This window comes from Paenibacillus sp. MT124 (assembly GCF_058792755.1).
In genome coordinates, this window is sequence record NZ_CM179500.1 from 460,924 (window position 1) to 485,370 (window position 24,447).

20 protein-coding genes and 2 riboswitches are annotated in these 24,447 nt (G+C 49.7%); of the genes, 19 read left to right on the forward strand and 1 reads right to left on the reverse strand.

What is annotated here, in order from left to right:
• Positions 1-86 precede the first annotated feature (86 nt).
• From AC3RCI_RS02290 to sdaAA, 15 genes are all read left to right on the forward strand, one after another.
• A complete protein-coding gene (locus AC3RCI_RS02290; protein WP_492527433.1) occupies positions 87-2,180 on the forward strand; it encodes a methyl-accepting chemotaxis protein in 2,094 nt (697 codons plus the stop codon).
• Between the two features lie 140 nt (positions 2,181-2,320).
• Complete coding sequence (locus AC3RCI_RS02295; protein WP_492527434.1) at positions 2,321-3,613, forward strand: arsenic transporter; 1,293 nt, start codon at positions 2,321-2,323, stop codon at positions 3,611-3,613.
• 646 nt (positions 3,614-4,259) lie between these two features.
• The gene (locus AC3RCI_RS02300; RefSeq protein WP_153976682.1) at positions 4,260-5,192 is read left to right on the forward strand and encodes a phosphate ABC transporter substrate-binding protein PstS family protein; all 933 of its coding nucleotides are present in this window, start codon (positions 4,260-4,262) and stop codon (positions 5,190-5,192) included.
• A 115-nt stretch (positions 5,193-5,307) separates the two neighbouring features.
• Entirely contained in the window at positions 5,308-6,243 is a 936-nt protein-coding gene (gene pstC / locus AC3RCI_RS02305) for a phosphate ABC transporter permease subunit PstC (protein ID WP_236146679.1), read from the forward strand.
• Positions 6,244-6,245: 2 nt separating this feature from the next.
• Entirely contained in the window at positions 6,246-7,133 is an 888-nt protein-coding gene (pstA, locus tag AC3RCI_RS02310; protein ID WP_095291810.1) for a phosphate ABC transporter permease PstA, read from the forward strand.
• Positions 7,134-7,145: 12 nt separating this feature from the next.
• On the forward strand, positions 7,146-7,901 hold the full coding sequence (gene pstB / locus AC3RCI_RS02315) for a phosphate ABC transporter ATP-binding protein PstB (protein WP_095291715.1): 756 nt from the start codon (positions 7,146-7,148) through the stop codon (positions 7,899-7,901).
• Positions 7,902-8,137: 236 nt separating this feature from the next.
• Positions 8,138-9,193, forward strand: a complete 1,056-nt coding sequence (locus tag AC3RCI_RS02320; protein ID WP_492527435.1) for a phosphotransferase enzyme family protein — start codon at positions 8,138-8,140, stop codon at positions 9,191-9,193.
• A gap of 198 nt (positions 9,194-9,391) precedes the next feature.
• Positions 9,392-10,102, forward strand: coding sequence for a response regulator transcription factor (locus tag AC3RCI_RS02325; protein WP_127539153.1), 711 nt, complete (start codon positions 9,392-9,394; stop codon positions 10,100-10,102).
• The gene (locus tag AC3RCI_RS02330; protein ID WP_492527436.1) at positions 10,099-11,562 is read left to right on the forward strand and encodes a sensor histidine kinase; all 1,464 of its coding nucleotides are present in this window, start codon (positions 10,099-10,101) and stop codon (positions 11,560-11,562) included. The genes AC3RCI_RS02325 and AC3RCI_RS02330 overlap by 4 nt, the downstream gene beginning before the upstream one ends.
• A 33-nt stretch (positions 11,563-11,595) precedes the next feature.
• Positions 11,596-12,687, forward strand: a complete 1,092-nt coding sequence (locus AC3RCI_RS02335) for a LolA family protein (protein WP_492527437.1) — start codon at positions 11,596-11,598, stop codon at positions 12,685-12,687.
• Positions 12,688-12,718: 31 nt separating this feature from the next.
• A complete protein-coding gene (locus AC3RCI_RS02340) occupies positions 12,719-13,213 on the forward strand; it encodes a PH domain-containing protein (protein ID WP_492527438.1) in 495 nt (164 codons plus the stop codon).
• The gene (locus tag AC3RCI_RS02345; RefSeq protein WP_492527439.1) at positions 13,206-14,726 is read left to right on the forward strand and encodes a PH domain-containing protein; all 1,521 of its coding nucleotides are present in this window, start codon (positions 13,206-13,208) and stop codon (positions 14,724-14,726) included. Before AC3RCI_RS02340 ends, AC3RCI_RS02345 begins: the two co-directional genes overlap by 8 nt.
• A gap of 212 nt (positions 14,727-14,938) precedes the next feature.
• Positions 14,939-16,216, forward strand: a complete 1,278-nt coding sequence (locus AC3RCI_RS02350) for an MFS transporter (RefSeq protein WP_492527440.1) — start codon at positions 14,939-14,941, stop codon at positions 16,214-16,216.
• Between the two features lie 193 nt (positions 16,217-16,409).
• Positions 16,410-16,535: riboswitch (glycine riboswitch) on the forward strand.
• Between the two features lie 4 nt (positions 16,536-16,539).
• Positions 16,540-16,641, forward strand: a riboswitch (glycine riboswitch).
• Between the two features lie 106 nt (positions 16,642-16,747).
• Complete coding sequence (gene sdaAB / locus AC3RCI_RS02355; RefSeq protein WP_492527441.1) at positions 16,748-17,437, forward strand: L-serine ammonia-lyase, iron-sulfur-dependent subunit beta; 690 nt, start codon at positions 16,748-16,750, stop codon at positions 17,435-17,437.
• Positions 17,427-18,374: an L-serine ammonia-lyase, iron-sulfur-dependent, subunit alpha gene (sdaAA, locus tag AC3RCI_RS02360; protein WP_492527442.1), complete on the forward strand. Its 948-nt coding sequence runs from the start codon at positions 17,427-17,429 to the stop codon at positions 18,372-18,374. Before sdaAB ends, sdaAA begins: the two co-directional genes overlap by 11 nt.
• Positions 18,375-18,555: 181 nt before the next feature.
• On the opposite strand, the gene AC3RCI_RS02365 is transcribed toward sdaAA, so the two are convergent.
• A complete protein-coding gene (locus AC3RCI_RS02365; protein WP_492527443.1) occupies positions 18,556-20,316 on the reverse strand; it encodes an alpha-glycosidase in 1,761 nt (586 codons plus the stop codon).
• Positions 20,317-20,524: 208 nt separating this feature from the next.
• Between AC3RCI_RS02365 and AC3RCI_RS02370 the strand changes: the two genes are divergently transcribed.
• The 4 genes from AC3RCI_RS02370 to AC3RCI_RS02385 all read left to right on the forward strand — a co-directional run bounded on the left by AC3RCI_RS02370 (position 20,525) and on the right by AC3RCI_RS02385 (position 24,446).
• A complete protein-coding gene (locus tag AC3RCI_RS02370) occupies positions 20,525-21,208 on the forward strand; it encodes a response regulator transcription factor (RefSeq protein ID WP_336783762.1) in 684 nt (227 codons plus the stop codon).
• Positions 21,205-22,719, forward strand: a complete 1,515-nt coding sequence (locus AC3RCI_RS02375; protein WP_492472310.1) for a HAMP domain-containing sensor histidine kinase — start codon at positions 21,205-21,207, stop codon at positions 22,717-22,719. Before AC3RCI_RS02370 ends, AC3RCI_RS02375 begins: the two co-directional genes overlap by 4 nt.
• Positions 22,720-22,818: 99 nt before the next feature.
• On the forward strand, positions 22,819-23,733 hold the full coding sequence (locus AC3RCI_RS02380) for an ABC transporter ATP-binding protein (RefSeq protein ID WP_336783760.1): 915 nt from the start codon (positions 22,819-22,821) through the stop codon (positions 23,731-23,733).
• Positions 23,730-24,446, forward strand: a complete 717-nt coding sequence (locus AC3RCI_RS02385; RefSeq protein WP_110756779.1) for an ABC transporter permease — start codon at positions 23,730-23,732, stop codon at positions 24,444-24,446. Before AC3RCI_RS02380 ends, AC3RCI_RS02385 begins: the two co-directional genes overlap by 4 nt.
• Position 24,447 lies beyond the last annotated feature (1 nt).

Below are 24,447 nucleotides of genomic sequence, written 5' to 3' on the forward strand. Positions count from 1 at the left end.
GTATGAAGAGAAGGGTTAAGGTAGACATGGAGAGGGTCCTACATACGAACAAAGACAGATTGAACTTTTTAGAGGGGGAGAAGCAGATGGGGGAGAATCTGGACCAAGGGCAAGCGAAAAAAGCTGCCAAACCAGTCAAACAGAAAGAAAATAAAGCAAAAAAGAAGAACAAGAAAAAGGGCTTTGTCTGGAGTATACGAAATAAATTGCTGGTATCCTTTCTGGCCGTATTGCTGGTGCCCAGTTTGATCATTGGAATGATCACACTGTTGATTGCCGATCGCACGGTAGAAGGTCAACTGATGGATAGTGCCAAACAAAGTGTAAGCACGACGAATTCAATTATTGAAACCCATGTCAATGCGAAGATTCACGATATCAATTATTTTGCCGAATCCATTCGGACGGACATGCTTAGCGGGGATGGTGGCCTTTCTGAATTGGAAGTGAAACTACAGCAGTATGTCGGATTGCATCCTGATGCGCTGAATATATTTGTAGGAACTGAAGATGGGACTATGGTTAGGGGGAAAGAAAAAACCGGCAGTGCACAAGGGTCCAACTATGATCCAAGGGAGCGGGAATGGTACAAGCTTGCGATGGCCAACCCGGGCAATCCCGCTGTGTCAGCCGTGTCCAAGAATACGGATGGAGTAACGGTTGTGTTTATATCCAAAACACTGGAAGATCAATCTGGTGTAGTAGGTCTGTCTTTGGATCTAACGGAACTTAGCGAACAGGCTTCCATTAAGGTGGGCAAGGAAGGATACGTTATTATTATGGATCCGGAGAGAAATTATATCTCCTCACCTGTGGTGGAATCTGGCACGCACGAAACGTCAGAGGCTTTGGACCCCATGTTTGCAGAACAAGAGGGATCGTTCGATTACACCTACAATGGTGATTCCAAAATGATGATCTTCTCTACTAATGAAGCTACGGGCTGGAAGATTGGCGGAACGATGTTCCAAAGTGAATTGTCTCATGCCAGTAAAGACATTCGTATGGCAACCTTAATCGTCATTCTGGCTGCGACCTTCCTCACGCTAATATTCATTATCTGGTTTACACGCTCCATGCTGCGTCCAATCCGACGTCTCCAGGAGTCTGCTCGTGCGGTAAGCAAAGGGGATCTGACAGTCAAGATGGAAACCGGACGAAAAGATGAAGTCGGTGATCTCGCCAAGTATTTTGAGCGGATGGTAGATAACCTTCGAATGATGATTCTGGGTGTACAGGAGACGACGGAGCAGGTATCGGCTTCCTCTCAGGAATTGTCGGCGAGTGCGGAGCAAACGACCAAGGCCATTGAGCACTCGACACTTTCCATTCAGGAACTTGCGGAAGGTGCAGAGCAGCAGGTGAAGAGCGTGGCGGGCGGATCGGAGCAGATGAGTCGTATGGCCGAAGATGTCCGCATGATGTCTGAACGTGTGCAATCCATTACGCAGAACATGCGGAATACATCCGGAGCAGCTTATTCCGGTAATGAAGCAGCGGGACAGGCCATGGATCAGATGAGCAGCATTCAGGAGACGGTGGAACAGCTGGCGGTGGTGGTTCAGTCCTTGAATGCGCGGTCCACAGAAATTGGAAACATGGTTAATGTCATCGCCACCATTTCCAAACAGACCAACCTGCTTGCACTGAACGCGTCCATTGAAGCGGCGAGAGCGGGGGATGCTGGTCGTGGATTCGCAGTGGTAGCAGGTGAGGTTCGGAAACTGGCGGAAGAATCCGGCAGCTCTGCAGCACAAATCGGCGAACTCGTTCATAATATCCGTCTGGATATGGATGCCGCCATGGATGCCATGACGGCTGCCCAGACCCGGGTAGAGGATGGGATTCAGGCTGTAAATACTTCAGGACAGTCATTCGCACAGATTCGTGTGGCCGTTGAAGATGCAGCCCATACGCTCGATGATCTGTCTCAAACAACGAAGCAGCTGGAAGAAGGAGCGGCACGTGTTGCCCAAGCCATGAATGATATTTCTGTCGTAACCCAGGAGAGTGCTGCGAATACGGAATCCGTATCGGCTTCCTCTGAGGAACAGCTGGCATCTGTAGAAGAGATTGCGTCGTCATCAGCACATCTGAATAGTATGGCGGATCAATTGCAAGGCCTGCTGGGCATGTTCAAAATGATGAAAGATACGCCGAAGAACAAGGATCAGGCATAACCTGGTGATAATACTTGTTCATAGAATAAAATAAAGATAGACAATCCTCCTGTTGCCCTGTATAACTATATCGTTGGTTTTTCTCTTAGATTGCGGTGTATTTATAATAGTAGTAATAGGGTGAAGGTACAGGAGGATTTATGACATACGTAGCTATACTAATCTTTGTATTAACCGTTGCGCTGGTGATCTGGCAGCCCCGTGGACTGGGTATTGGCTGGTCTGCTTCAGGTGGAGCCGTGCTCGCCTTGCTATGTGGTGTCGTCAGTCTGAATGATGCCTCCAATGTGGCGTCCATCGTATGGAATGCAACACTGGCATTTGTCGGCATCATTATGATTTCATTAATTCTGGATGAGACTGGATTCTTCGAATGGGCTGCACTTCATATGGCGAGACTCGCTGGAGGGAACGGACGCAGATTATTCATCTACTCCATTTTGCTCGGAGCAGCAGTATCTGCTTTATTTGCCAACGATGGTGCGGCGCTTATTCTGACTCCGATTGTTCTCGCCATGGTGCGTGCGCTGAAATTCGATGAACGCATGGTACTTGCATTTGTCATGGCAAGCGGGTTTATTGCCGATACTACGTCACTGCCGCTGATTGTCAGCAACCTGGTGAATATTGTGTCAGCCGATTATTTTGGAATTACGTTTGTCGAGTATGCTGTGCGGATGATGGTTCCCAATATCTTTTCCATGGTAGCGAGTACAGGAATGCTGTATCTGTTTTATCGTAAAAGTATCCCTCATCGCTACGACATCTCCGCCGCTCGCGATCCCAAGGAAGCCATTCGCGATCCGCGGATGTTCCGTATTGCCTGGTATATGCTTGCGCTGCTTTTGATAGCTTATATCTCCAGTGAGTTTCTGCAGGTCCCGGTATCGGTTATCGTGGGCGCCGTTGCTCTGCTATTTGCCATATTGGCACGAAAGAGTGAAGCAGTTGACCTGAAACGTGTTGTCAAGGAAGCACCTTGGTCCATTGTGGTCTTCTCGGTAGGCATGTACATCGTCGTATACGGACTGCGTAATGCTGGATTGACAGATCATCTGAGCCGCTGGCTGGATGCCATAGCAGAGCATGGCCTGCTGGCTGCATCGGTGGGCATGGGATTGATCGCAGCAGTATTATCATCGGTGATGAACAATCTGCCAACCGTGTTGATTAACGCACTGGCGATCCAGGATGCACATACCGAAGGCATTGTTCGAGAAGCGTTGATCTATGCTAACGTGATTGGATCTGATCTGGGTCCCAAAATGACGCCAATTGGTTCACTGGCCACATTGCTCTGGCTGCATGTGTTGTCGCGGAAGGGTGTAAAGATTACGTGGGGATATTATTTCAAGGTAGGTGTAATCCTGACGATCCCGACATTGTTAATCACCTTGGCTGGACTGGCCCTGTGGCTGTGGATTTTGAATTAGTAGAAAGGCTGCTTTTGCTCTGGTGCCTTGCACTTGAGAGGGGGCAGTTTTTTTATTTTCTTCTATATATGAAGTTTAAATATTATTAACAAAAAGTATTTACATTAGACCAGCCTTTTATTGACTGGTCCTTTTTATTTTCTCACCTCTCCCCAGGCGGTGGATTAAAACGTCTGAAAGCGACCAAACAACACCGAGGCAGTGGAGGGAACGGAATCTATTCTGAAGAAGCGGAGCATCCGTCTGCGGCCTGGAGTTTTTAACATTACATTGGAACGGAGAGGACAGTAATAATCTGTAGAAGCGAAGCACTCGCCATTATTACCGGATTTTTACCAAAGGGAAAAATTAATGAAATCCGGGGATAACAGCGATCGGAAGATTGTTCTGTCAGCGTAGTGGCACGATGTAATTTACGTGAGGCCAAGCCAATACAGCGATCGGAAGAACGATCCGGAACCGGAACGGTCGCTTACGGTGTTGTTTTGCGTTCCATATATTTCAAAACACCGCCCATAATTTTAACATTGCGTTTACAAAACATTGATTTTGAGATGACATACCGAAACTACAATGATAAAAGAGTTGATGGTGAACAAACAAATTCACAAAACGCCATCACTACATTGGGGGAGGAAAACAAAACATGTTTAAAAAGTTGCCGTTTATTTTGATGACCTTAACGTTCGTACTGGTACTCGCAGCATGCGGATCCAAAAATGATGCTGGTACAGAGGGCGCTACAAGCAATGGTTCAGGATCAGGCGAAGCAGCTGCTGAGCTTAGCGGAAATATCCTGGCTGTTGGTTCAACAGCACTGCAACCTCTGGTAGAGCAAGCTGGACAAAAATTTATGGCAGTTGATGAATATAAAAATGTAACAGTGCAAGTGCAAGGTGGTGGTAGTGGTACGGGTCTGACTCAAGTATCCGACGGACAAGCTACAATCGGTAACTCCGACGTATTTGCAGAAGAGAAGCTGGAAGATGAAGCAAAAGCAAAAGAATTGGTTGATCATCAAGTAGCAGTAGTAGCGATCGCACCAGTAAGCAACAAAGATGCAGGTGTGGAAGATCTGACGAAACAACAATTGATCGATATCTTCTCCGGTAAAATTACAAACTGGAAAGATGTTGGTGGTGCAGACCAAGCCATCGTTATCGTTAACCGTCCAAGCAGCTCTGGTACTCGTGCAACATTCGAGAACTTCGCTCTGGGAACGAAAGTAGAAGATATCCAAGGTTCCATTCAAGAAGATTCCTCAGGTACAGTGAAGAAGCTTGTATCCGAGACTCCAGGAGCAATTGGTTACCTGGCACTGTCTTACCTCGATGACAGCTTGCAAGTACTGAAGTACGAAGGCGTTGAAGCAACCGTTGAGAACGTAGAAGCTGGAACATATCCAGTATGGGCTTACCAGCACATGTACACAAAAGGTGAGCCGGATGCAGCTACAAAAGCATTCCTCGACTACATGCTGAGTGACGAAATTCAACAAAATGATGTAACGGAACTGGGTTACATTCCGGTATCCGGCATGAAAGTAAAACGCGATGCAGCGGGTAACTTGACTCAATAATCTTTGAACTTGCGCATACAGCGAGAGAGGCGGACTAAGGTCCTGCCTCTTTACGCGGTTTTTGAATGAAATAATCCCATATTTTACATTACTCTATTATAGAAGGATGGTTGTTATGGAACAGACCGAAGGGGGAACGGTAATGAACAGCAAGATCAAGTCACGCCGACCCTTGAGAGAGAAACATTTCTGGGAAGAATGGACAGGACGGATCTATACGTCGATTTGTGTCGTATTGTTGATCGTTGTCATGTTTTCCATCGTTTATTTTGTGGCGTCCAAGGGTCTCTCCACCTTTTTTAAGGATGGTGTGAGCCTGAGTGAATTCCTGTTCGGCAAAACGTGGAGTCCATCATCAGAACCAGCAGCCTATGGAGCATTACCGTTCATCACCGGTTCCTTCACAACCACCCTGCTGGCCGCTCTGATTGCAAGCCCGCTCAGTTTGTGTGCGGCACTCTTTATGACGGAGATCGTGCCGGGTAAAGGGAAAAAGATACTGCAGCCTGCCATTGAATTGTTGTCGGGTATTCCGTCTGTCGTTTACGGTTTTATCGGTCTGAGTGTTATCGTGCCTCTATTGCGCAGCATCTTCGGCGGAGCCGGCATCGGGATTGCAGCCGGATGTTTGGTTCTATCCGTAATGATTCTGCCTACCGTAACAAGCATTATGGCCGATGCTCTGTCTGCTCTGCCCAAAGGTTTGCGTGAATCGTCCTATGCTCTGGGCGCTACGCGCTGGCAGACGATCTATCGCGTGATTATTCCAACAGTTCTGCCAGCCTTGCTGACAGGGATCGTTCTGGGTATGGCTCGTGCCTTCGGTGAAGCACTCGCTGTACAGATGGTTATCGGTAATGCACCGCATGTACCGACATCCTTGCTTGAATCAGCTTCTACATTAACAAGTGTAATCACCCTGAGTATGGGTAACACCACGATGGGTTCGGTTCATAATAATGCACTCTGGAGTATGGCGCTTGTCCTGCTTGTGATGACGTTTGTATTCGTCATTCTGGTTCGTTTGCTCGAAAGGAGAAACCGGGTATGAAAATGAAGGCAAAAACGGTCGATAAAATTGCTACATCCGTCATAGTTGTTTTAGCCTTGTTCATCGTGGTATTGCTGCTCGGTTTGCTGGGATTCATCCTGTTCCGGGGAGTAGGGCAAATCAACTGGCACTTCCTGACGAGTGCACCGCAGCTGCTCAAAGGGGGCGGCGGGATTGGACCGCAGCTCTTTAACTCCATCTTCCTGTTGATCTTAACGCTCATTATCACCATTCCGCTCGGTTGGGGCGGAGGAATCTATATGGCGGAGTATGCGAAGCCAGGCAAGATTACAAGTTTTATCCGATTGGTTGTTGAGGTATTGTCTTCCTTCCCATCGATCGTTATCGGTTTGTTTGGTCTCTTGTTGATTGTGAATACGTTCGGTCTCGGTTTCTCCCTGATCTCGGGTGCCATGGCGCTCGCGATATTCAACTTGCCGCTCATGGTACGTACAACGGAGCAGGCTTTCCGGGCCGTTCCGAAGGAACAGAAGGAAGCGGGCCTGGCACTGGGTCTGTCCAAATGGAAAATCATCACGTCGATCCTGCTGCCTGTGGCGCTGCCAAGCTTGATTACAGGTACAATCCTGGCTTCCGGCCGGATCTTCGGTGAAGCGGCAGCCCTGATGTTTACGGCAGGGATGAGCAGTCCGCCGCTGGACTTCACGGATTGGAATCCAACGAGTCCAAGATCGCCGCTGAATCCATTCCGTCCGGCAGAGACACTTGCCGTTCATATCTGGAAAGTCAACAGTGAAGGCATTGGGCCAGATTCCAAGGAAGTGGCAGCCGGAGCATCTGCGGTGCTTGTTATCCTTGTACTGGCGTTCAATCTGAGTGCACGCTGGATCGGCCGGGTTGTATACCGCCGCATGACAGCTTCGAAATAAGGAGGAACCAACATGGCCATACCTTTTGGTACGGAACAGTTAAGCATATATTATGGGCATTTCCAGGCAGTCAAGCAGATCAGCCTCGCGTTTCCTGAAGCCAGCGTTACCGCGCTGATTGGACCTTCCGGTTGCGGTAAATCCACGTTTTTGCGGTCCCTCAACCGCATGAACGATGAGATTTCCGGTTCCCGCACAGAGGGGCACATCTGGATGGATGGTAAAGACCTGAACGAGCCAGGCACCGACGTGATCAAATTGCGCCAGAAAATTGGCATGGTGTGGCAGAAGCCAAACCCATTTCATAAGTCCATCTACAACAATATCGCGTTTGGCCCCCGCTACCGCGGTATCAAAGGCAAGAAGGCACTGGATGAAATTGTGGAAAAAAGCTTGCGCCGCGCTGCGCTGTGGGATGAAGTGAAGGACCGACTGAATGAATCGGCCCTGTCTCTCTCTGGTGGACAACAACAGCGTCTGTGTATTGCACGTGCCTTGTCGGTTGATCCTCAGATTTTGCTGCTCGATGAGCCGGCATCCGCGCTGGACCCGGTATCAACGGGTAAAGTAGAGGAACTCATTTCCGAGCTTAAGAAGGATCTCCGAATCGTAATCGTAACCCATAATATGCAGCAAGCAGCACGCATCTCGGATTATACAGCGTATTTTTATCTGGGAAGCATGATTGAGCACGGGGATACGGAACATATTTTCACCAACCCCGATAACCGTTTGACACAAGAGTACATTATGGGACGTTTCGGTTAAGGAAATTGCATGACATTGGATGGAGTATAATATAAAGCAATAAACAGAGAAGAAAGCATAACTCCCAACGACGACGTTTGGGGTTATGCTTTTTATATTTTAGGAATGGTAGAGTTTGCCATAACAAAAACAATCATGCTACGATAACCAGAGTTACTAGAAAGAGTAGTGCACAGAGCTATGTTTCTGAAGGTAGAGATGACAAGTGGATATCTAGAATTCTGAAGGAGATGTTGATGATAACAACGGACCGCGAACGATTCCTGGACAGCTTGGTAGCGGATGCGATAACACGCTATCCCTTAAGGAAGCCCTCGGCCTCCTTTATCCGTCACAATGAGAATCTGACCTATCATATTATGGACGAAGCAAGTGGACAGAAGTATCTGCTGCGTATACATAAAGCTGCTTATGCAAGCATGACCGGTATTCAACATACACGTCCGGCACTGGAAGCGGAGATGAATCTCCTTCATGAAATAAAATCATCTACCGGATTACGCGTGCAGAACCCTGTTCGTAATCTGTCGGGAGATTGGGTTACTGTCTGCTTCCTGGAAAACGGGGAGGAAATCTGCTGCACCATGCTGGAATGGATTGAAGGCAGGGACATTCAGCAAGGGGAGCAGCTGACAACAGAGCAGATTCATGACTTGGGGATACAGATGCAGACACTTCATCAATATGGTCGCATGAAGGATAGACCTAATACAACCAGCACCGGACCAGAAGCGAAGGATGGCTGGACAGGCCAGACTGAAGTCCGTCCATCATATGGCAGTATCGAAGAAAATCTGAACATGCTTGGGCAGCTTGAGGAAGGCGTCACATTGGGCATATTTACACCTGAGGATGTTGCCTTGATACGTGAGACGTTTGGGAATATCAACAACCAGCTGGAAGCATATCCTATTGGCCCAGAGACATGGGGAGTGATTCATGGTGACATTACCCGGGGGAATCTGCTGATGACGGAACAGGGAATCTCCATGATCGACTTTTGCTTATATGGTTATGGCTATTATCTTTTCGATGCTGCAGGTGCGGCCTTGATCTTCAATAGGGAGGAACGGGATATCTTTCTGTCGGGTTATACCAAACAAACAGCTCCGCTCACCAAACAAGAGATCAGGCTGATGGAAGGATTTATGCTCATTTTTACGTTCGGTTACTATGCCTTCCAGATGGCCAACGAGTCCAGACATGAATGGATGAAGGATCGGATGCCGAAGCTCTGCAGCAAATATTGCAGACCCTACATCGAGAACCACAGTATTTTCTATGAATTATAAGATCATTATTTAATATAGTAATCACGACATTACGACCACATGCTTCAACCAATATAATTGGGGCGTCCTGAACTCAGGGGGCTCTTTTTGCGTACTCGTAGCTTCTTGATTCAAGAATGCATTTATGAAGAAAGTATAAACTCTGCGGAGAGAAAGATGTATTTCGTTACAATACAGTCATGGGAGGATGAAGCAGCGATGAGAGACAACGTGAACATATTGCTGGTGGAGGATGATCCGGAAATTGCCCGCATTTTGATGGACCATCTTCGGCGCGAGGGATATGGGGTGACCTGGGCTTCGAGCGGCCTGGAGAGCTGGGAAGATTTCAGGAAGGGGACCTATCAGCTGGTCCTGCTCGACCTGATGCTGCCGGAGATGGATGGGTTCACGGTATGTAAAAATATTCGGCTGATCAGCGACGTTCCGCTGCTCATGATGAGTGCACGCATCGAAGAGGAGAGCAAGGTGAGAGGTCTTGGTCTGGGCGCTGACGATTATATTACCAAGCCGTTCAGCCTGGCGGAGCTTACAGCACGCATTGAAGCCCACCTGAGCAGATATCGCAGATATCAGGGCATCAAGCCGGAAGCGACTCATCAAGCGTACAACGACGGCTTGTCAATCAACCCATTGAAACAACAGGTGCAGGTTCACGGGGAAGATGTCATGCTGACGAACAAGGAATGGGCCCTGCTCACGCTGCTCGCCTCTCATCCGGGCCGTGCATTCACCAAAGCGGAGCTGTACGAACATGTGTGGAACCAGCCGGTAGCAGGAAGCTCAGGTACGGTTACCGTGCATGTAAAAAGCCTGCGGGCCAAGCTGGGCGACGAACCACATCAACCACGCTGGATTCAGACCGTGTGGGGCAGCGGATACCGATTTATAGGAGATATAGCAGAATGAAGCTGAAGTACTGGCTGATGGTTGCTTTTCTCATTGTGATGCTGCTTCCTGTCGCTGCAGGTTGGGCACTGTTCTCCCTGTACAACTACTATAACGACCAGCGCTCCGTAGCGGAATATGTAGAGTTAACCGGGCGGCTTGCTCCTATTGAAAAGAGGTTGTCCGATCCGGGTCTGTACCGTCTGCAATCTTCGGATGCTTATGCTTCGCTCTCCGGGCTGGCTAGTGATCAATTGAACGTTGACCTCTATCTGCCTTCAGGGATCCGGGTGTATACATCCGGCGGGGATACCTGGGCTGCCGGAGCTTATACTGTCAGGGGTTCGGAGCTATATCGTGATCTGTATGACATGCAGATTCGTCATCGTACGTTTACGCTGAAAAAGCCGGTATGGGAAAAGGGTGAACTGATTGGCATTTACGAGATTACCATGCTTCGCGGAGAGTGGCTGGAGGGCATCTCGGTTCGGACAGCCTGGGTCGTTGGGTTCGCTGGTGTTTTCTTTATCCTGTTATACGGCACCGTGCTCTGGCTGCTATCCAGAAAGCTCTTCCGTCCGATGAGACATCTGATGGGCCGAATGCATGCATTTGCACGGGGGGAGGTTCCCCTGGATAACGTACCGGTACGTCGGGATGAAATGGGCATGCTGCTGGAGCAATTTGATGCAATGCAGGAGAAAGTCAAGCAGACTCAGGCAGAGGTGGAGAAGGAGCAAAAAGAGAAAGAGCTCATGGTCGCTTCGCTGTCTCATGATCTGAAGACGCCATTAATGTCCATCAGTGCCTACGCAGAGGCACTCAGTGTGGATGCTCCGCTGGAACCGTCAGAGAGACGGGACTACCGGGATGTGTTGTTTGGTAATGTGGAACGGATGAAACACATGATTGGTGAACTTGAAATGTATACGGCGCTGGGTTCCAGTGAATTGGAGATGGCCATGGTTGAGGTGGAAGGAGAAGAGTTCTTCGATATGCTGCTTGGAAGTTACGGGGGACTTGCCGAGCGTGGACAGATTGAGGTGAGAGCGGTTGTCCGCACGGATCACCTTTACCGGCTTCATCCCGAACAACTAATGCGTCTGACAGATAATTTGATCAACAATGCACTGCGTCATACAAGCAAGAACGGTTTGATGGGTCTGGGTGTGATTGCTTCAGATCAGCCGCTACCGGAATGGGTTATTCCAACACTGGCGTTGGAGCTGGATAAGTACAGAACGGGAACAACATTAATTCTGGTGCAAAATGAAGGGACTGCTATTCCTGCAGAACAGCTGGATCGTATTTTCGAGCCCTATGTGCAGCATCAGAATCAGGAAGAGAAGGCGTATGCGGGCAGTTCGGGTCTCGGATTAAGCATAGCCAAAAGGATTGCCATCAAGCATGGAGGTGAGATGCGCATGTGGTCGGCGGAAGGATACGGCACGCTGGCTGCATGCCGATTGCCTGAGATGTAATGCCCTTAAACCAATGAGAGAGGATGAACGATAATGATGAAAAAAGGATGGATGATGCTCGGTACGGCGCTACTTGCTGGGTCACTGCTCGGAGGCTGCGCTGAGAAGGATCTGGTTGGCCTGTCAGGAGATGAGATGATCGAGAAGGTTGTCACTGCAGAAACGAAACCCGCTTCGTACTATGCTGAAGGTGTAATGAAAGTGTGGTCGGATGACAAATTGAGTCACACCATGCACATTAAGGAATGGGTCGATGGAGAGACCGGGCGTAAGCGCACTGAAACCGAGGAGAATGGCAATATCAGCTACGCCGTCAATAACGGAACGGACATCACCATTTATGAAAAAGAAACCGGCACGGCGTATTCGATGAACGTATCTGCCATGGGACGACAGCCAGAACAGACTCAAAAGCAGATGCTGGTGGATCAGCTGGAACGGTTGCGGGATTCCCATGATGTGGATATGATGGGACAGGAAGAGCTTAACGGACAGGAAGTCATTCACATCAAGCTGATGCCAAAAGAGGGTGGCACTTTATCCATTTCCTCCGAATATTGGGTTGACCCCAAAACGTGGATGATTGTTAAAGTCATTAGCACATATGGTGATGAAAAGTCAGAAATGGTCTATGATCCGATTCAATATGATCCCGAATTTTCGGAGGATACGTTCGTAATCGACATTCCCGAAGAAGTGGAAGTGAAAAATCTGAACGATCTGAGCCAGCGTTCGGAAGTGAGTCTGGAAGAAGCGGAACAAGCGTTGGGCCAACCCTTTTTACAGGATATGAGCGGTGAGCTGGAGCTGTCTCGGATGGAAATGTATTCATCAAGTGGAGAGATTGGCAGGGATGAAGTGACCTTGTATTACGTCAACAAGGACAAGGTTGAAGTGAGTCAGACCGTATTCAAGGCACCGGTTGAAAATGTGGATGATACACTGCTGCCTGATGAGTCCAAGGTGGAGGTTCGGGATACCGAGGGTTCGTATATGAAGAGTATACGGAACATATCATGGACTGAGAATGGGCTGCGGTACTCCATCATGGGTGAGAACGAGGAATGGACGAAGGAGAAGCTTCAGGCTTGGGCGAAGAATCTGAAGCTTCCTAATCAGCCTTAATTTTGAATGGTAGGAGAGTGTGAGTCACGCAATGGATTACACAGAGGTTAACAACGGAGAACTGCGACGTCTCCACCCCAAAGCCAAACAAGCTACAGCCCTGACGGCCCTTATGGTCAATGGGCTGTTGACTCTTTTGGCTGCTGGATATCTGATTATTGCATGGGTTAGAGACTGGGTGCTGTGGCCGGGCTGGATTGGCTTAGGGCTTTTTATCATTTCACTGATCTGGTACACCTGGATTCTGCCCGGATTGCGACACCGACACTTTAGTTTTCGGGTGGCTGAGGATGAAGTGGAGATTCATTCCGGCTGGTTATGGCATACGGATACGATTGTGCCGATGACACGTGTACAGCAGGTGGAACTGGAGAGCGGTCCGCTGCTGCGAAAGTATGGACTTGCCAAAGTCAGCATCGTTACTGCGGCAGCCACACTCCATATCGCCGGACTGGAAAAAGAGGAAGCAGAGCAATTGAAGCGCAGTATCGGACATCTGGCGAAGGTGGAAGATCCCGATGAATGAACCCAAGCATCTACATAAGCTGTACATGTTATTTCCCTTTTTTAGCGTAATGAAGTCCATCATTCCCATCCTTGTTCTACTCATCATCAAAGGCGTGAACTGGAGCAAGTTTCCCTGGTATGGTTATGCGGCTGCCGCTGTCCTATTTGCGCTTCCGTTTATTCTGTATGGTTGGTTTAAATGGCGTAAATTCAGCTACACGCTTCAGGATGATCGGATTGTGCTGCGTCAGGGCCTATTTGTCCGGGAGGAGAAATCGATCTATTTCAGCCGTATTCACTCCATCCAGACACAGCAGCCTCTGATTCAGCGCTTGCTCCGGCTGGCACAGCTCAAGATTGAGACGCCAGGCGGCAGCAAGGAGGCCGATGGGGTATTACCCGCTCTGGCGGTTGCGGAAGCCGAGCGGGTAGAGCAATGGTTATATCAGAAGCGGAATGAGGCTGTGAGGAAAGCGGAAGCACCTCTCCCAGTTGAACATGCTGAAGATCTTAACTCCGATGAAGAGGGAGAATCTCCTGAGCAAAAGGAGAAACACCTCCAGCCATCCGCTACGCTTATGCAGCCAGAACGGGAAGTTCTGCTGCGGCTGTCAGCCGGAAGACTGTTTGCCGGAGCGCTGACCACGATGAATTTGCCGCTCGTCGTCGTATTCGGTACGGGGGTTTATTCCTTCGCGGATGATCTGCTCCCTGCGCACTTCTACAGCAGCTTGGTTGAGCGGGCTGGGCAGCTGCCAGCGATCTGGTGGCTCGGGCTTGTTCCTGTCATGTTTTTACTGGCCTGGATCTTATCAGCTGTCCTGTTCACGATTAAGTATGCCGGATTCACGGTGGAGCAGGAAGGCGGTAATATTACGATTGTTTCCGGATTGCTCGACCGAAAGAAGCATGTGTTCTCACCAGGGAAGGTCCAGGCGGTGGAGATCAGGGAGGGACTGCTGCGACAGCCGTTTGGTTATGCCGAGGTGGAGATTTTTGTTTTGACTTCAGAGACGGAGAAAAAAATGATGCTTCATCCACTGCTGCCGCTCCGCGATGTCAATGAGCTGCTTGCCCGAATTGTACCGCAATTCGTCATGCAGCCACCCGCTAACAGACCCCCGGATCGAGCCCGCTGGTTATTCCTGCGCTGGAAATTGCTTGGTGCAGCCCTGCTGGGAACAGCGGGGACGGTGTTTCTGGGTCCGATGGGTGCATTTCTATTTCTCCTTATTCCCTTATGTGCCGTTTGGGGATACGAGTGCTTCAAGGATGAAGGGCTGAGCATTCAGGGCAAGCTGCTAACCCTTCGCCACCGGACCATCTCCCGCAGAACAGCGCTGATGCGCCGGCCTCATGTGGTCACAGTGGATACGGTTGCTACCCGAAGACAGCGAAGCAAGTCCTTGTTATCCGTTCGGGCGAGGCTGATGGTGAATCGGGGCGGCTTCAAAGCCATATTCCTGGAATATGGCCAGGCTAATGCCGTAAAGGAATGGTTTCGGCAGGCTTCGGATCTGACCCAAAAATGATATAGAAAAGCAACTTGGATTAAACCGACTTGAGACTGCCCGATTAACGGCAGTCTTTTTGGTACGGGAAGCCTTGCGAAACATGAAGATCGACGCCGGGCATAGTCCATTTTTTTACTGCGAAAAAGGATCAAATAGGAGATAATACAATTATTGGGTTTTAATTCAGTACTTCTTAAAATTCATGAATGAATCTGGGAGGGATCTGATGAATGAGCAATGATCGAGATCAGGAGAACGGGAAGGGCACCCAGTCAGGGGGATGGAAACATGCCGGTTTGCTCCTGGGCGGAGTAGGCATATCCAACCTGGGGGATTTTATCTACATTGTGGCCATTAATTTGATGGTGCTTAACATGACACAGTCCCCGGCGGCAGTTGCAGGCTTGTGGATTATCTCGCCGATTGCCTCGGTATGCACCAAATTCTGGTCAGGCAGTCTGATTGACCGCTACGACCAGCGGCAGCTGATGATTGGGGCGGATGTGGTGAGAGCTGTGCTCGTGGCATTGCTTCCGCTGATGCCCAGTCTATGGATGATGTACGGCATCATGTTTCTTGTCAGCATGTCCTCATCCATATTCGTGCCTTCTTCGCAGGTGTACATCACCCGGCTGGTTCCTGCTGAGCGGCGCAAGCGATTCAATTCCCTGCAGGCCATGATCAGTTCTGGTGCTTTTATTACAGGCCCAGCCATAGCCGGAGTCATGTTGATCTATCTGTCACCTGCAGCGGCGATCTATGCCAATGCAGCTTCCTTTGTGGTGTCGGCGCTCATCCTGATGTTACTGCCAAGGCTGGGCACTGGAGAGCAGAGCAGCGGTAGGGCAAGGCTAACCCCTCGTCTGATTGCCCAGGATTGGCGAGCCGTAATGCTATTCAGTCGACAAGCAGGATATGTGGTGGGCATCTATGCCTTGTTCCAGATTATTCTTGTTATTGGCATGTCGCTGGATGCACAGGAAGTGGTTTTTATCCGTCAAGTCATGAACCTGTCCGAGTCACAGTATGGTGCGTTGATGAGTGTTACTGGAGCTGGATACATGGCGGGTTCTCTGCTGGTGTGGTTGTTCGCCAAACACTTGTCCATCCGTCACATGATGGGCGGAGGCGTGCTCTTGGTTGCGCTTGGTTATTTCCTGTTCGCTCGTTCGTTTTCGTTCGAGCTTGCCGCATTCGCCTTTATTCTGCTTGGGTTGTGTTCGGCGCCGGCAAACACGGGACTGGTCACCTTTTATCAGAATAATATACCGGTAGACTTGATGGGGCGAATGAGCAGCGTACTTGGACTCATGCTGAGTGCATTGCAGGTCATTTCGATTTTGGTCATGGGTGTAGTTGCCGAAGTGGTCTCTCTTCGAACGGTATATACGGTCGTTTCGGCAGTTCTGATGCTGGGTGCCCTTCTGTTATGGCTTACGAGCTGGCTTCCTTCAAGACAGTCATATTATAAGGATCACAGCTCTTCCTCAAAATCACTACATAGCTAGTCTATATCCTATTGGAAACTGAACGATTCCGTGGAAAGCTGCATATAATATTAGAGGAATTTTGCCAAGATGATAATGATGCGTTACTTTTGTTGACATTACGTGTGTTGCATATTAATCTGTTATATGAATGATCAATCTCACAAGGACAACGTTTGATATGTGTTCAAGCGAATATATACGATACAGCGGATGAAAACGAGCGGGAGAGACCTGGGCAGGCCACTGGTTTCAGTAGGCTGCCAGGCACCGAAGGAGCAAGCCGCTGCGCACCCGGCGCAGGTGGTTAATCTCTCAGGTAAATGTACCATCGTTGGACGCAGCTCTGGAGAGTGCGCGAATGCGCCACCCAAGGGGTATATGATGAGAAGGGTACCCCATGGGGCGGCCTCTGATCATGAAACTCTCAGGTAACGAGGACAGAGAGAGGGCCTAAGGCCTTCTACTGTCCTTTTTTGATGTCATCATTCAGTAATGAAGGAACATTATGGTGCATGTCTGGATGGATATGACGATATGGAGGGGTACAGGATGCGATTTAAAGATGTTTTTTCAATTATCGGTCCGTCGATGACGGGCCCTTCAAGTTCACATACAGCCGGGGCAGCGAGACTGGGGAGAATTGCAAGGCAGTGGCTGGGGTGTACCCCTGAACGTGCCAGGCTGACACTGTACGGCTCATTTGCCGATACGTATCAAGGTCACGGTACGGATCTGGCATTGATTGGTGGTTTGCTTGGCTATGTCACGGATGATCCGCGGATACCGGACGCCGAGGCGTATGCCGAACAAGCGGGCATGGAGGTGGAGTTCTATACAAGTGGACTGCCTGCTCCGCATCCGAATACGGTCAAAATTGAGTTGTGGCACGGTGAGCGTCAATGTTCTCTCGTTGGTGCTTCGATTGGCGGCGGCAGTGTGTCGGTGCATGCGCTTAATGATTTTCGGGTACAGATCAGCGGGGAATTCCCCACACTCGTTCTGCGTCATGCGGACAAGGCAGGGGTGCTTGCTTCCGTGACGTCTACGATCAGCTCCTCAGGGGTTAACATCGGTTATATGCAGGTGGACCGGAAAGCCCGGGATGGCGAAGCGCTAACAGCGATGGAAATGGACGGAGCACCAAGTGCCGAGATGTTGGAACGCTTGCGTTCATTGGAGCATGTGCTGGATATTCGCGTTATTGATTTGAAGAGAGGGGTTGATCCGGATGCGCTTTAAGCACTTGCATGAACTGAATACGATCTGTACGGCTGAATCCAAAACCATTGCCCGGCTAATGATCGAGGAGCAGGTTCAGGAGACCAATACGCCGGAAGCGGACGTTGTGCGGCAGATGTCGGAATATTATCAGGTGATGAAAGAGGCTGTACGGAAAGGACTGACGGAGGACACCACCTCGCGCAGTGGCTTGACTGGCGGAGACGGCAAAAAGATGGCCGAGTATATTCGCCAGGGCGAAACCTGCTCGGGGGACGCTTCCGCACTGGCAATGGCCTATGCGCTGTGTGTATCTGAAGTCAACGCATCTATGGGCCGGATTGTGGCTACGCCGACAGCGGGTTCTTGCGGGATAATCCCCGGTGTATTCATCAGCTCCCAGGAGCGATTCGGATGGAGTGATGAGCATCTGGTGAACGGCTTATTCTGTGCAGGTGCAATTGGATATGTCATCGCCAATAACTCGTTTATTTCAGGTGCAGAGGGTGGCTGTCAGGCAGAAGTCGGTTCGGCGATCGGCATGGCAGCCGGTGCAATGGTGGAGCTGCGTGGGGGGACGCCGGAGCAGGTCGTTCATGCCGTAGGTCTCGCGTTAAAAAATACACTGGGCCTCATCTGCGATCCGGTTGCAGGGCTTGTTGAAATTCCATGCATCGTCCGCAACGGACTCGGTGCGGTAACGGCACTGGCTGCAGCCGATATGGCGCTGGCCGGGGTAAGAAGTGCCATTCCATCGGACGAAGTCATTGACGTCATGCTGGAAGTGGGAAGTACGATGCCGAGCAGGCACCGCGAGACGGCGCAGGGCGGATTGGCCCAGACGCCAACGGGCCGAAAAATGATGGAGAAGCTGGCGAAACCCAAAGCGAAGCGTGCGGAACCTGAAGCTGAGTCCGAACCACAGAACACGAAGGATAATGAGACAGAGCAGGCATAGAACGAGGCTGATAGGATAGGATTTATTATACGGGAGACAAACGGAGAAAAGCGTCCGCTGGCCTTTACAGGTCATGCAGGACGCCTTTTTTTGTTTGAAGAGAAAGAGCCTCAGCCTAACTCCGGGCTTTACAGGAGAAAGCTCCTGTAATCTATAACGATAAGAAATAAATATTTACCGTTTATCCCTGAACGATATCCGTACTTAACACGGCATAACCGTATGCTGGCAGTTCAACAGCGAGAATATCGCCGTCCCTGGCCGTGCGGTGGTTACCGTCCAACAATTCGGTCCATTCGTCCGTACCCGCCTCGAATTCAATGATCGCCGTTTCCTCCGAACGATTGAACAGAACGAGAATGCGTTCATCTTCACTTTGCCGTTCAAGAATCAGCTGGCTGCCTTCAGGACGGGCTTGCAGGAATCGGACGTGACCTTCTGCACGCAGAGCGGGATGGGCATGGCGAAGGGCGATAAGCTGCTGATAAAAGGTGAACAATTCACGGTCCTGCTTCGCCTCGTCCCATTCCATGCATTTCCGGCAGCCCGGATCATGGTCACCATCCAGCCCGATCTCGTCTCCGTAATAGATGCACGGTGTGCCCAGATAGGTGAACTGGAACAATGCTGCCAGTTTCATCTTGCGCTGATCACCTTCACACAGTGTCAGTAGTCTTGGCGTATCATGGCTATCCAGCAGGTTGAACGCCACTTCGCTGGCTTGCAGTGGATAACGTGAAAGCTGCCGTCCGATGGAATTTGCGAACGTCTCGGCATTCATTTTATTTTTGACAAAGAAACTATTCACGGCATCGGTAAACGGATAATTCATGGAAGCATCGAACTGATCACCTTGCAGCCAGGCCGAGGATTCGTTCCAGATTTCTCCGAGAATATACGCCTCTGGATTCGCAGCCTTGACCACCCGGCGGAAATCGCGCCAGAACGCATCATCCACTTCGTCCGCGACATCCAGCCGCCAGCCGTCCATGCCCACTTCCTTGATCCAATACTCGGCTACCTTCAGCAGATAGTCCTTCACCTCCGGATTTTCCGTGTTCAGCTTCGGCATGTGAGGCTCAAATCCAAAGGTCTCATACGTAGGGATGCCATCCTTCACGTCCAGCGGGAATTCATGAACATGGAACCAATCCTTGTATTTGGACTTCTCCCCGTTTTCCTGTACGTCTACAAATGGGGCAAACGTCTTCCCGGAATGATTGAACACCGCATCGAGAAGCACCCGAATACCGCGTTCATGACACAGTTTGACCAATCGTTTTACGGTGTCTGCATCACCGAAATGCCGATCTACCCGGAGGTAATCCTCGGTATCATATTTATGATTGGTGGTTGCTTCGAAGATAGGGGTAAAATAAATGGCATTAATGCCTAGCTCACTGAGGTAGTCCAGATGATCCATTACACCCTGGAGGTCGCCTCCGAAGAAGTTGGATGGTGTAGGCTCGCCGCCCCATGGTTCAACATTCTCCGGATTCAGTTCCGGATTGCCGTTGGCAAATCGCTCGGGGAAGATCTGATAGAAAACCGCATCCTTGACCCACTCAGGCGGCGTAAAGACGGCACCCTGGTGGATATAGGGGAACTGAAACATCTGCCCCGGATCGTCTGGTTCGTCTTCCTGGAAACCCGTTTCAGACATCCAGATCTGCTCGTCTCCGCTTTTGAGCAAAAAGGAGTATTTCAGACGATGGTACGGAGGCTTTATTTCACCTTCATAGTAGTCGAACATGGAGTCTGAGGTGAACTTGGTTAAAGAGATCTGCTTTTTTGTATTTTCCCATGCGTATTTGTCGCCAGTCATGGCGTATACCTCGGTGAGATCATTCTTTTTGGCACGCAGGCGCAGGCGAACAGTATCCTTATCGTAGGCATATGCCCAGTTCCGTTTGGGTTGATGATAGATGGCTTCCAGCAGCATGTTAAAACTCCTCCCGTCTACTCACTTCATATGTACTTCATGGACATCAGGCATGGCATTTCTGTAGCTGAAGATTAAGGTATAATACTAATGAGAGTAACGGAGTAATCCCTTAGATGGTGCTTCGTTCGTTCCTACATACAGCTTACTCCAATATGTTCAGATATATAATTAACCCAAAGGGTGCAGAAAGGAAACGAATCTACGCATGAAAACAAAACTGCTATACATTGAGGACGATACGGAAATCGCGACATGGGTCAGAGCTGACCTGGAGGAACGCGGTTATGAGGTCATATGGCTGGGAAGCGGTGAGGGGGCTGCCGAAGCTGCCGGGGACTGCTCCCTAATTATTTTGGATGTCATGCTGCCTGGGCTGGATGGATTTACGGTAGGACAGAGGCTCAAAAAGGAACACCCTTCCGTGCCCATCGTCATGCTCTCGGCCAGAACCTCCATCGATGACAAGCTGCATGGGCTTGATTTTGCCGATGATTATGTAACCAAGCCGTTTCATCCCGATGAGCTTGCTGCACGAATTGAAGTGCAGCTGCGCAAGGCAGGGACCACCGTTTCGTCCGATGCTGCCCTGAAGCTGGATCACCTGTCCATCTATGAGAAGGACAATCGGATCGTCAATGAGGAGACGGGGGAGGAGATTATTTTATCGGGAAAACAATTTCACATCTTCGCGTACCTGCTCAGGCATATGGGCATGATCCGTACGAAAGAACAGATTTATGAGGCTGTCTGGAATGAGCCTTATCTGGATGGGGATAAGACATTAATGGTACATATTCGCCATCTGCGCGAGAAGCTTGAACGGGATCCGGCCAATCCGTCGGTTATTCAAACCGTACGCGGGGTTGGATACCGTGTGAAGAAACCATGATCAGACGGTTCAGAAAGCGAGAGAATCCGAAGGGTCAGAGCGAAGGGGAAAATACAGGGAAACGTAAGTTTCGATTTGGCCAATCACTCATGTCCCGTTATATGATTCTGATCTTGTGTGCCGTTTTATTTGTTCCCGTCGTACTTCCCATTACCTCCATCGTATATGTGGTGATTGTGAATAACATGGGCAAGAGCAGTAATACTGCTCCTTACGGTGACGTTACCCATATAAGCAATCTCTGGTCCAATGAATCGAAGAAGCTGGAACAGGCAGCACCTGCCAAGGTAGATCAACGCATACAACAGTTACATGCCCAATATCCCAAATCTTCGATGTACAGAGTGGATGAAAATGGGGAGACCGTGTTTATTCTTGGGGGTGAAGGTGTAGAAGTAGTTGAAACTCCGGCAAATGGCTCAACCCTGACTACTCTGAAATGGCCGCTGGATGATCAGAAAAAGGTAGAAACCCGCATTCCCGCAGTATGGGATGCATCCTACACGCTGGCATTCATGAAGGAGGCCGTCTACCGTGACCCGTTAACCGTCGTTTCGTTTATAGGTGGAGGCAATGAGGACAAGGGAAAAGGCTTCATGGTCATTGAAGTGCCGAGATATCTGCTCCAAAAATCCCAGAGCAACTGGCCGATGGAGCTCCTGTATCTTGGTTTGCTGATGACGATTATTTTTCTGTTCTTCATTGTGATGTCCATTCTGTTTTTTGCACGGATTCGCAAACGCCTGATCCGTCTGCAGACAGCCATGATTACGCCAGGTAAGGAAGGCATTCCGCTTCCTGTTGATATTCGCAGATCGGACGAGATAGGTCAGCTGGAAGACTCCTTCAATCAGATGGTGTATCAGTTGACCGAAAGCCGTCACAGGGAACGTGAGGAGGAACAATTCCGCAAACGTCTCATTGCAGGACTCTCCCATGATTTGCGTACGCCACTAACGGTCATTCGTGGACATATGCATGCTCTTCACAAGGAAGCGCTCAGCGATAAGGGAATTAGTTCATTGTCACGCATGGAGTCCAAGATGGATGATCTAAGTGGACTTATTGATAACATGTTATCGTACAATCTGCTGGCGAGTGGTAAGTATACACTGAAGCTGGAAGAGAAAGATGTTTTTCGGATCGTTAGAGAAACGGCCGCGGCATGGTATCCCGTATGGGAGAGAGAGCAGTTCGACATCGATATTGACCTGCCGGATGATCCGCTGATCTGGCGTGTGGATGAACAGGGCATGCGTCGTATTCTGGATAACCTGTTTCAGAATGTGGTTCGGTATGCAGGAGACGGAAAATACATTGGCATATCCACTGAACGGATTCATGACAGAGCAGCTCTGGTTATTCGGGATCAGGGTCCGGGTATGCAGCAAGAGGTGGGGGCGAAAGGTACAGGTCTCGGGCTGTCCATTGTGGATCTGCTCGTTCGCGAGATGGGCCTGCGTAAAAAGGTGGATAGCTCACCCGAAGGAGTTCGGATATTTATTTATTAACCTTAGGTCTGACCTTGCAGTATTTAAACTAAACTTAAACTTCGGACAACTGTAGTTTTAACCTTGGACGGTTACGATGATATCCGAGGTGATTAAACAGTGAGTGATAACATTATTCAAACGGCTAATTTATGGAAAACATATCGGGATCGTGCGGCGGTTCGTGAATTGGATCTGCATATTAAGAAAGGGGATATCTACGGTTTTCTGGGACCCAACGGTGCGGGTAAAACAACAACCATCCGCATGCTGCTGGGCTTGATCAAACCGACAAAAGGCGTAATTCGTGTCTTCGATAAAGACATTCGGAAGGATCGCATGGATATCCTGAGCCGTGTCGGCTCGCTCGTGGAGTATCCGTCCTACTATGGCCATCTGAATGCGGTGGAGAATCTGGAGGCATTGCGCCGGATCCTGAACGTGCCCAAATCGAGAATTGCCGAGGTCCTGTCCATTGTCGACCTGACGAGGGATGCGAAACGCTCGGTTAAAGGATATTCGCTTGGAATGAAGCAGAGGCTCGGAATAGCAAGTGCCTTGCTGGGCCAGCCCGAACTGCTGATATTGGATGAACCTACGAATGGACTGGATCCGGCCGGTATTCAGGAGATCCGGGAGTTAATTAAGCGCATGCCGCTGGAACACGGGATTACGGTATTGGTATCAAGTCACTTGCTCAGTGAAGTGGAGCAGATGGCCAGCCGGGTTGGGATTATTCGCGAAGGCAAAATGGTCCTTCAGGATACAATTGCGAATTTGCACAGCCAGACAGGCAGCTCCATCCGATTGACCGTCTCCGAGCCGGAGGAAGCGATGAAGCTGGCGAGAGAACAAGGACAATTTGGTCAGCGTCAAGGGTCTGAGCTGACATTTCCATACATGGACAACAGTGCGATTGCGCTGCTGGTACGCAGGCTGGTTGAGCAAGATCACGCTATTTACAGGGTGGAGGAGCACCGACAGTCTCTCGAAGACCTCTTCATGCGGGTCATTGGTGAGGGGGCTATGGTATGACGGGACGTGCACTATCGTCGGACTGGCTCAAAATTCGTGGCAAGGGCATTTGGTTTCTTGTATTTCTCGCACCCATCGGACTTACCTTAATGCAGGCTCTGAACTTTGGACTCCGTCTGGATTATTTAAAAGGAATATATGGGGATAATCTGTGGAATGGGCTTCTGGAGAATGTGGTTGTTTTTGTACCGCTAGCATTAATGCTAGGCGCAACGATCCTGAGCTCCATGATTGCCAATGTTGAGCATGAGCAAGGTTCATGGAAGCAGCTTCTGGCCATGCCGATTCCGAGACCAGCAGTATATCTGGCGAAGTTCTTATTGGCGTGTATACTGCTTGTGATCTCTTGTCTTCTTTTGACTGCCGGAATCGTGATTCTGGGCCTCGTGTTCGGGTTCAATGCCGGAGACATTCCCTGGATTCAAGCATTCAAGCTGGGCCTGCTGCCACTGGCCGGTGCACTTCCTGTACTATCCATTGAATTGTGGCTAACGATGGTTGCCAAAAATCAGGCACTTCCGGTGACCTTGGGCATTGTCCTTGCGATCACAGGTATGTTCGCACTTAGTATCTCACCAATCTTCCCGCTCGCATGGGCACAGATGGCATGGAATGGACCGAATCCATTCATGTACGCAGGGATGGGATTGGCGGCGGGGATCCTGATTATGCTGCTTGGAATGATGCATTTCAGCCGGAAGGATGTGGCTTAGG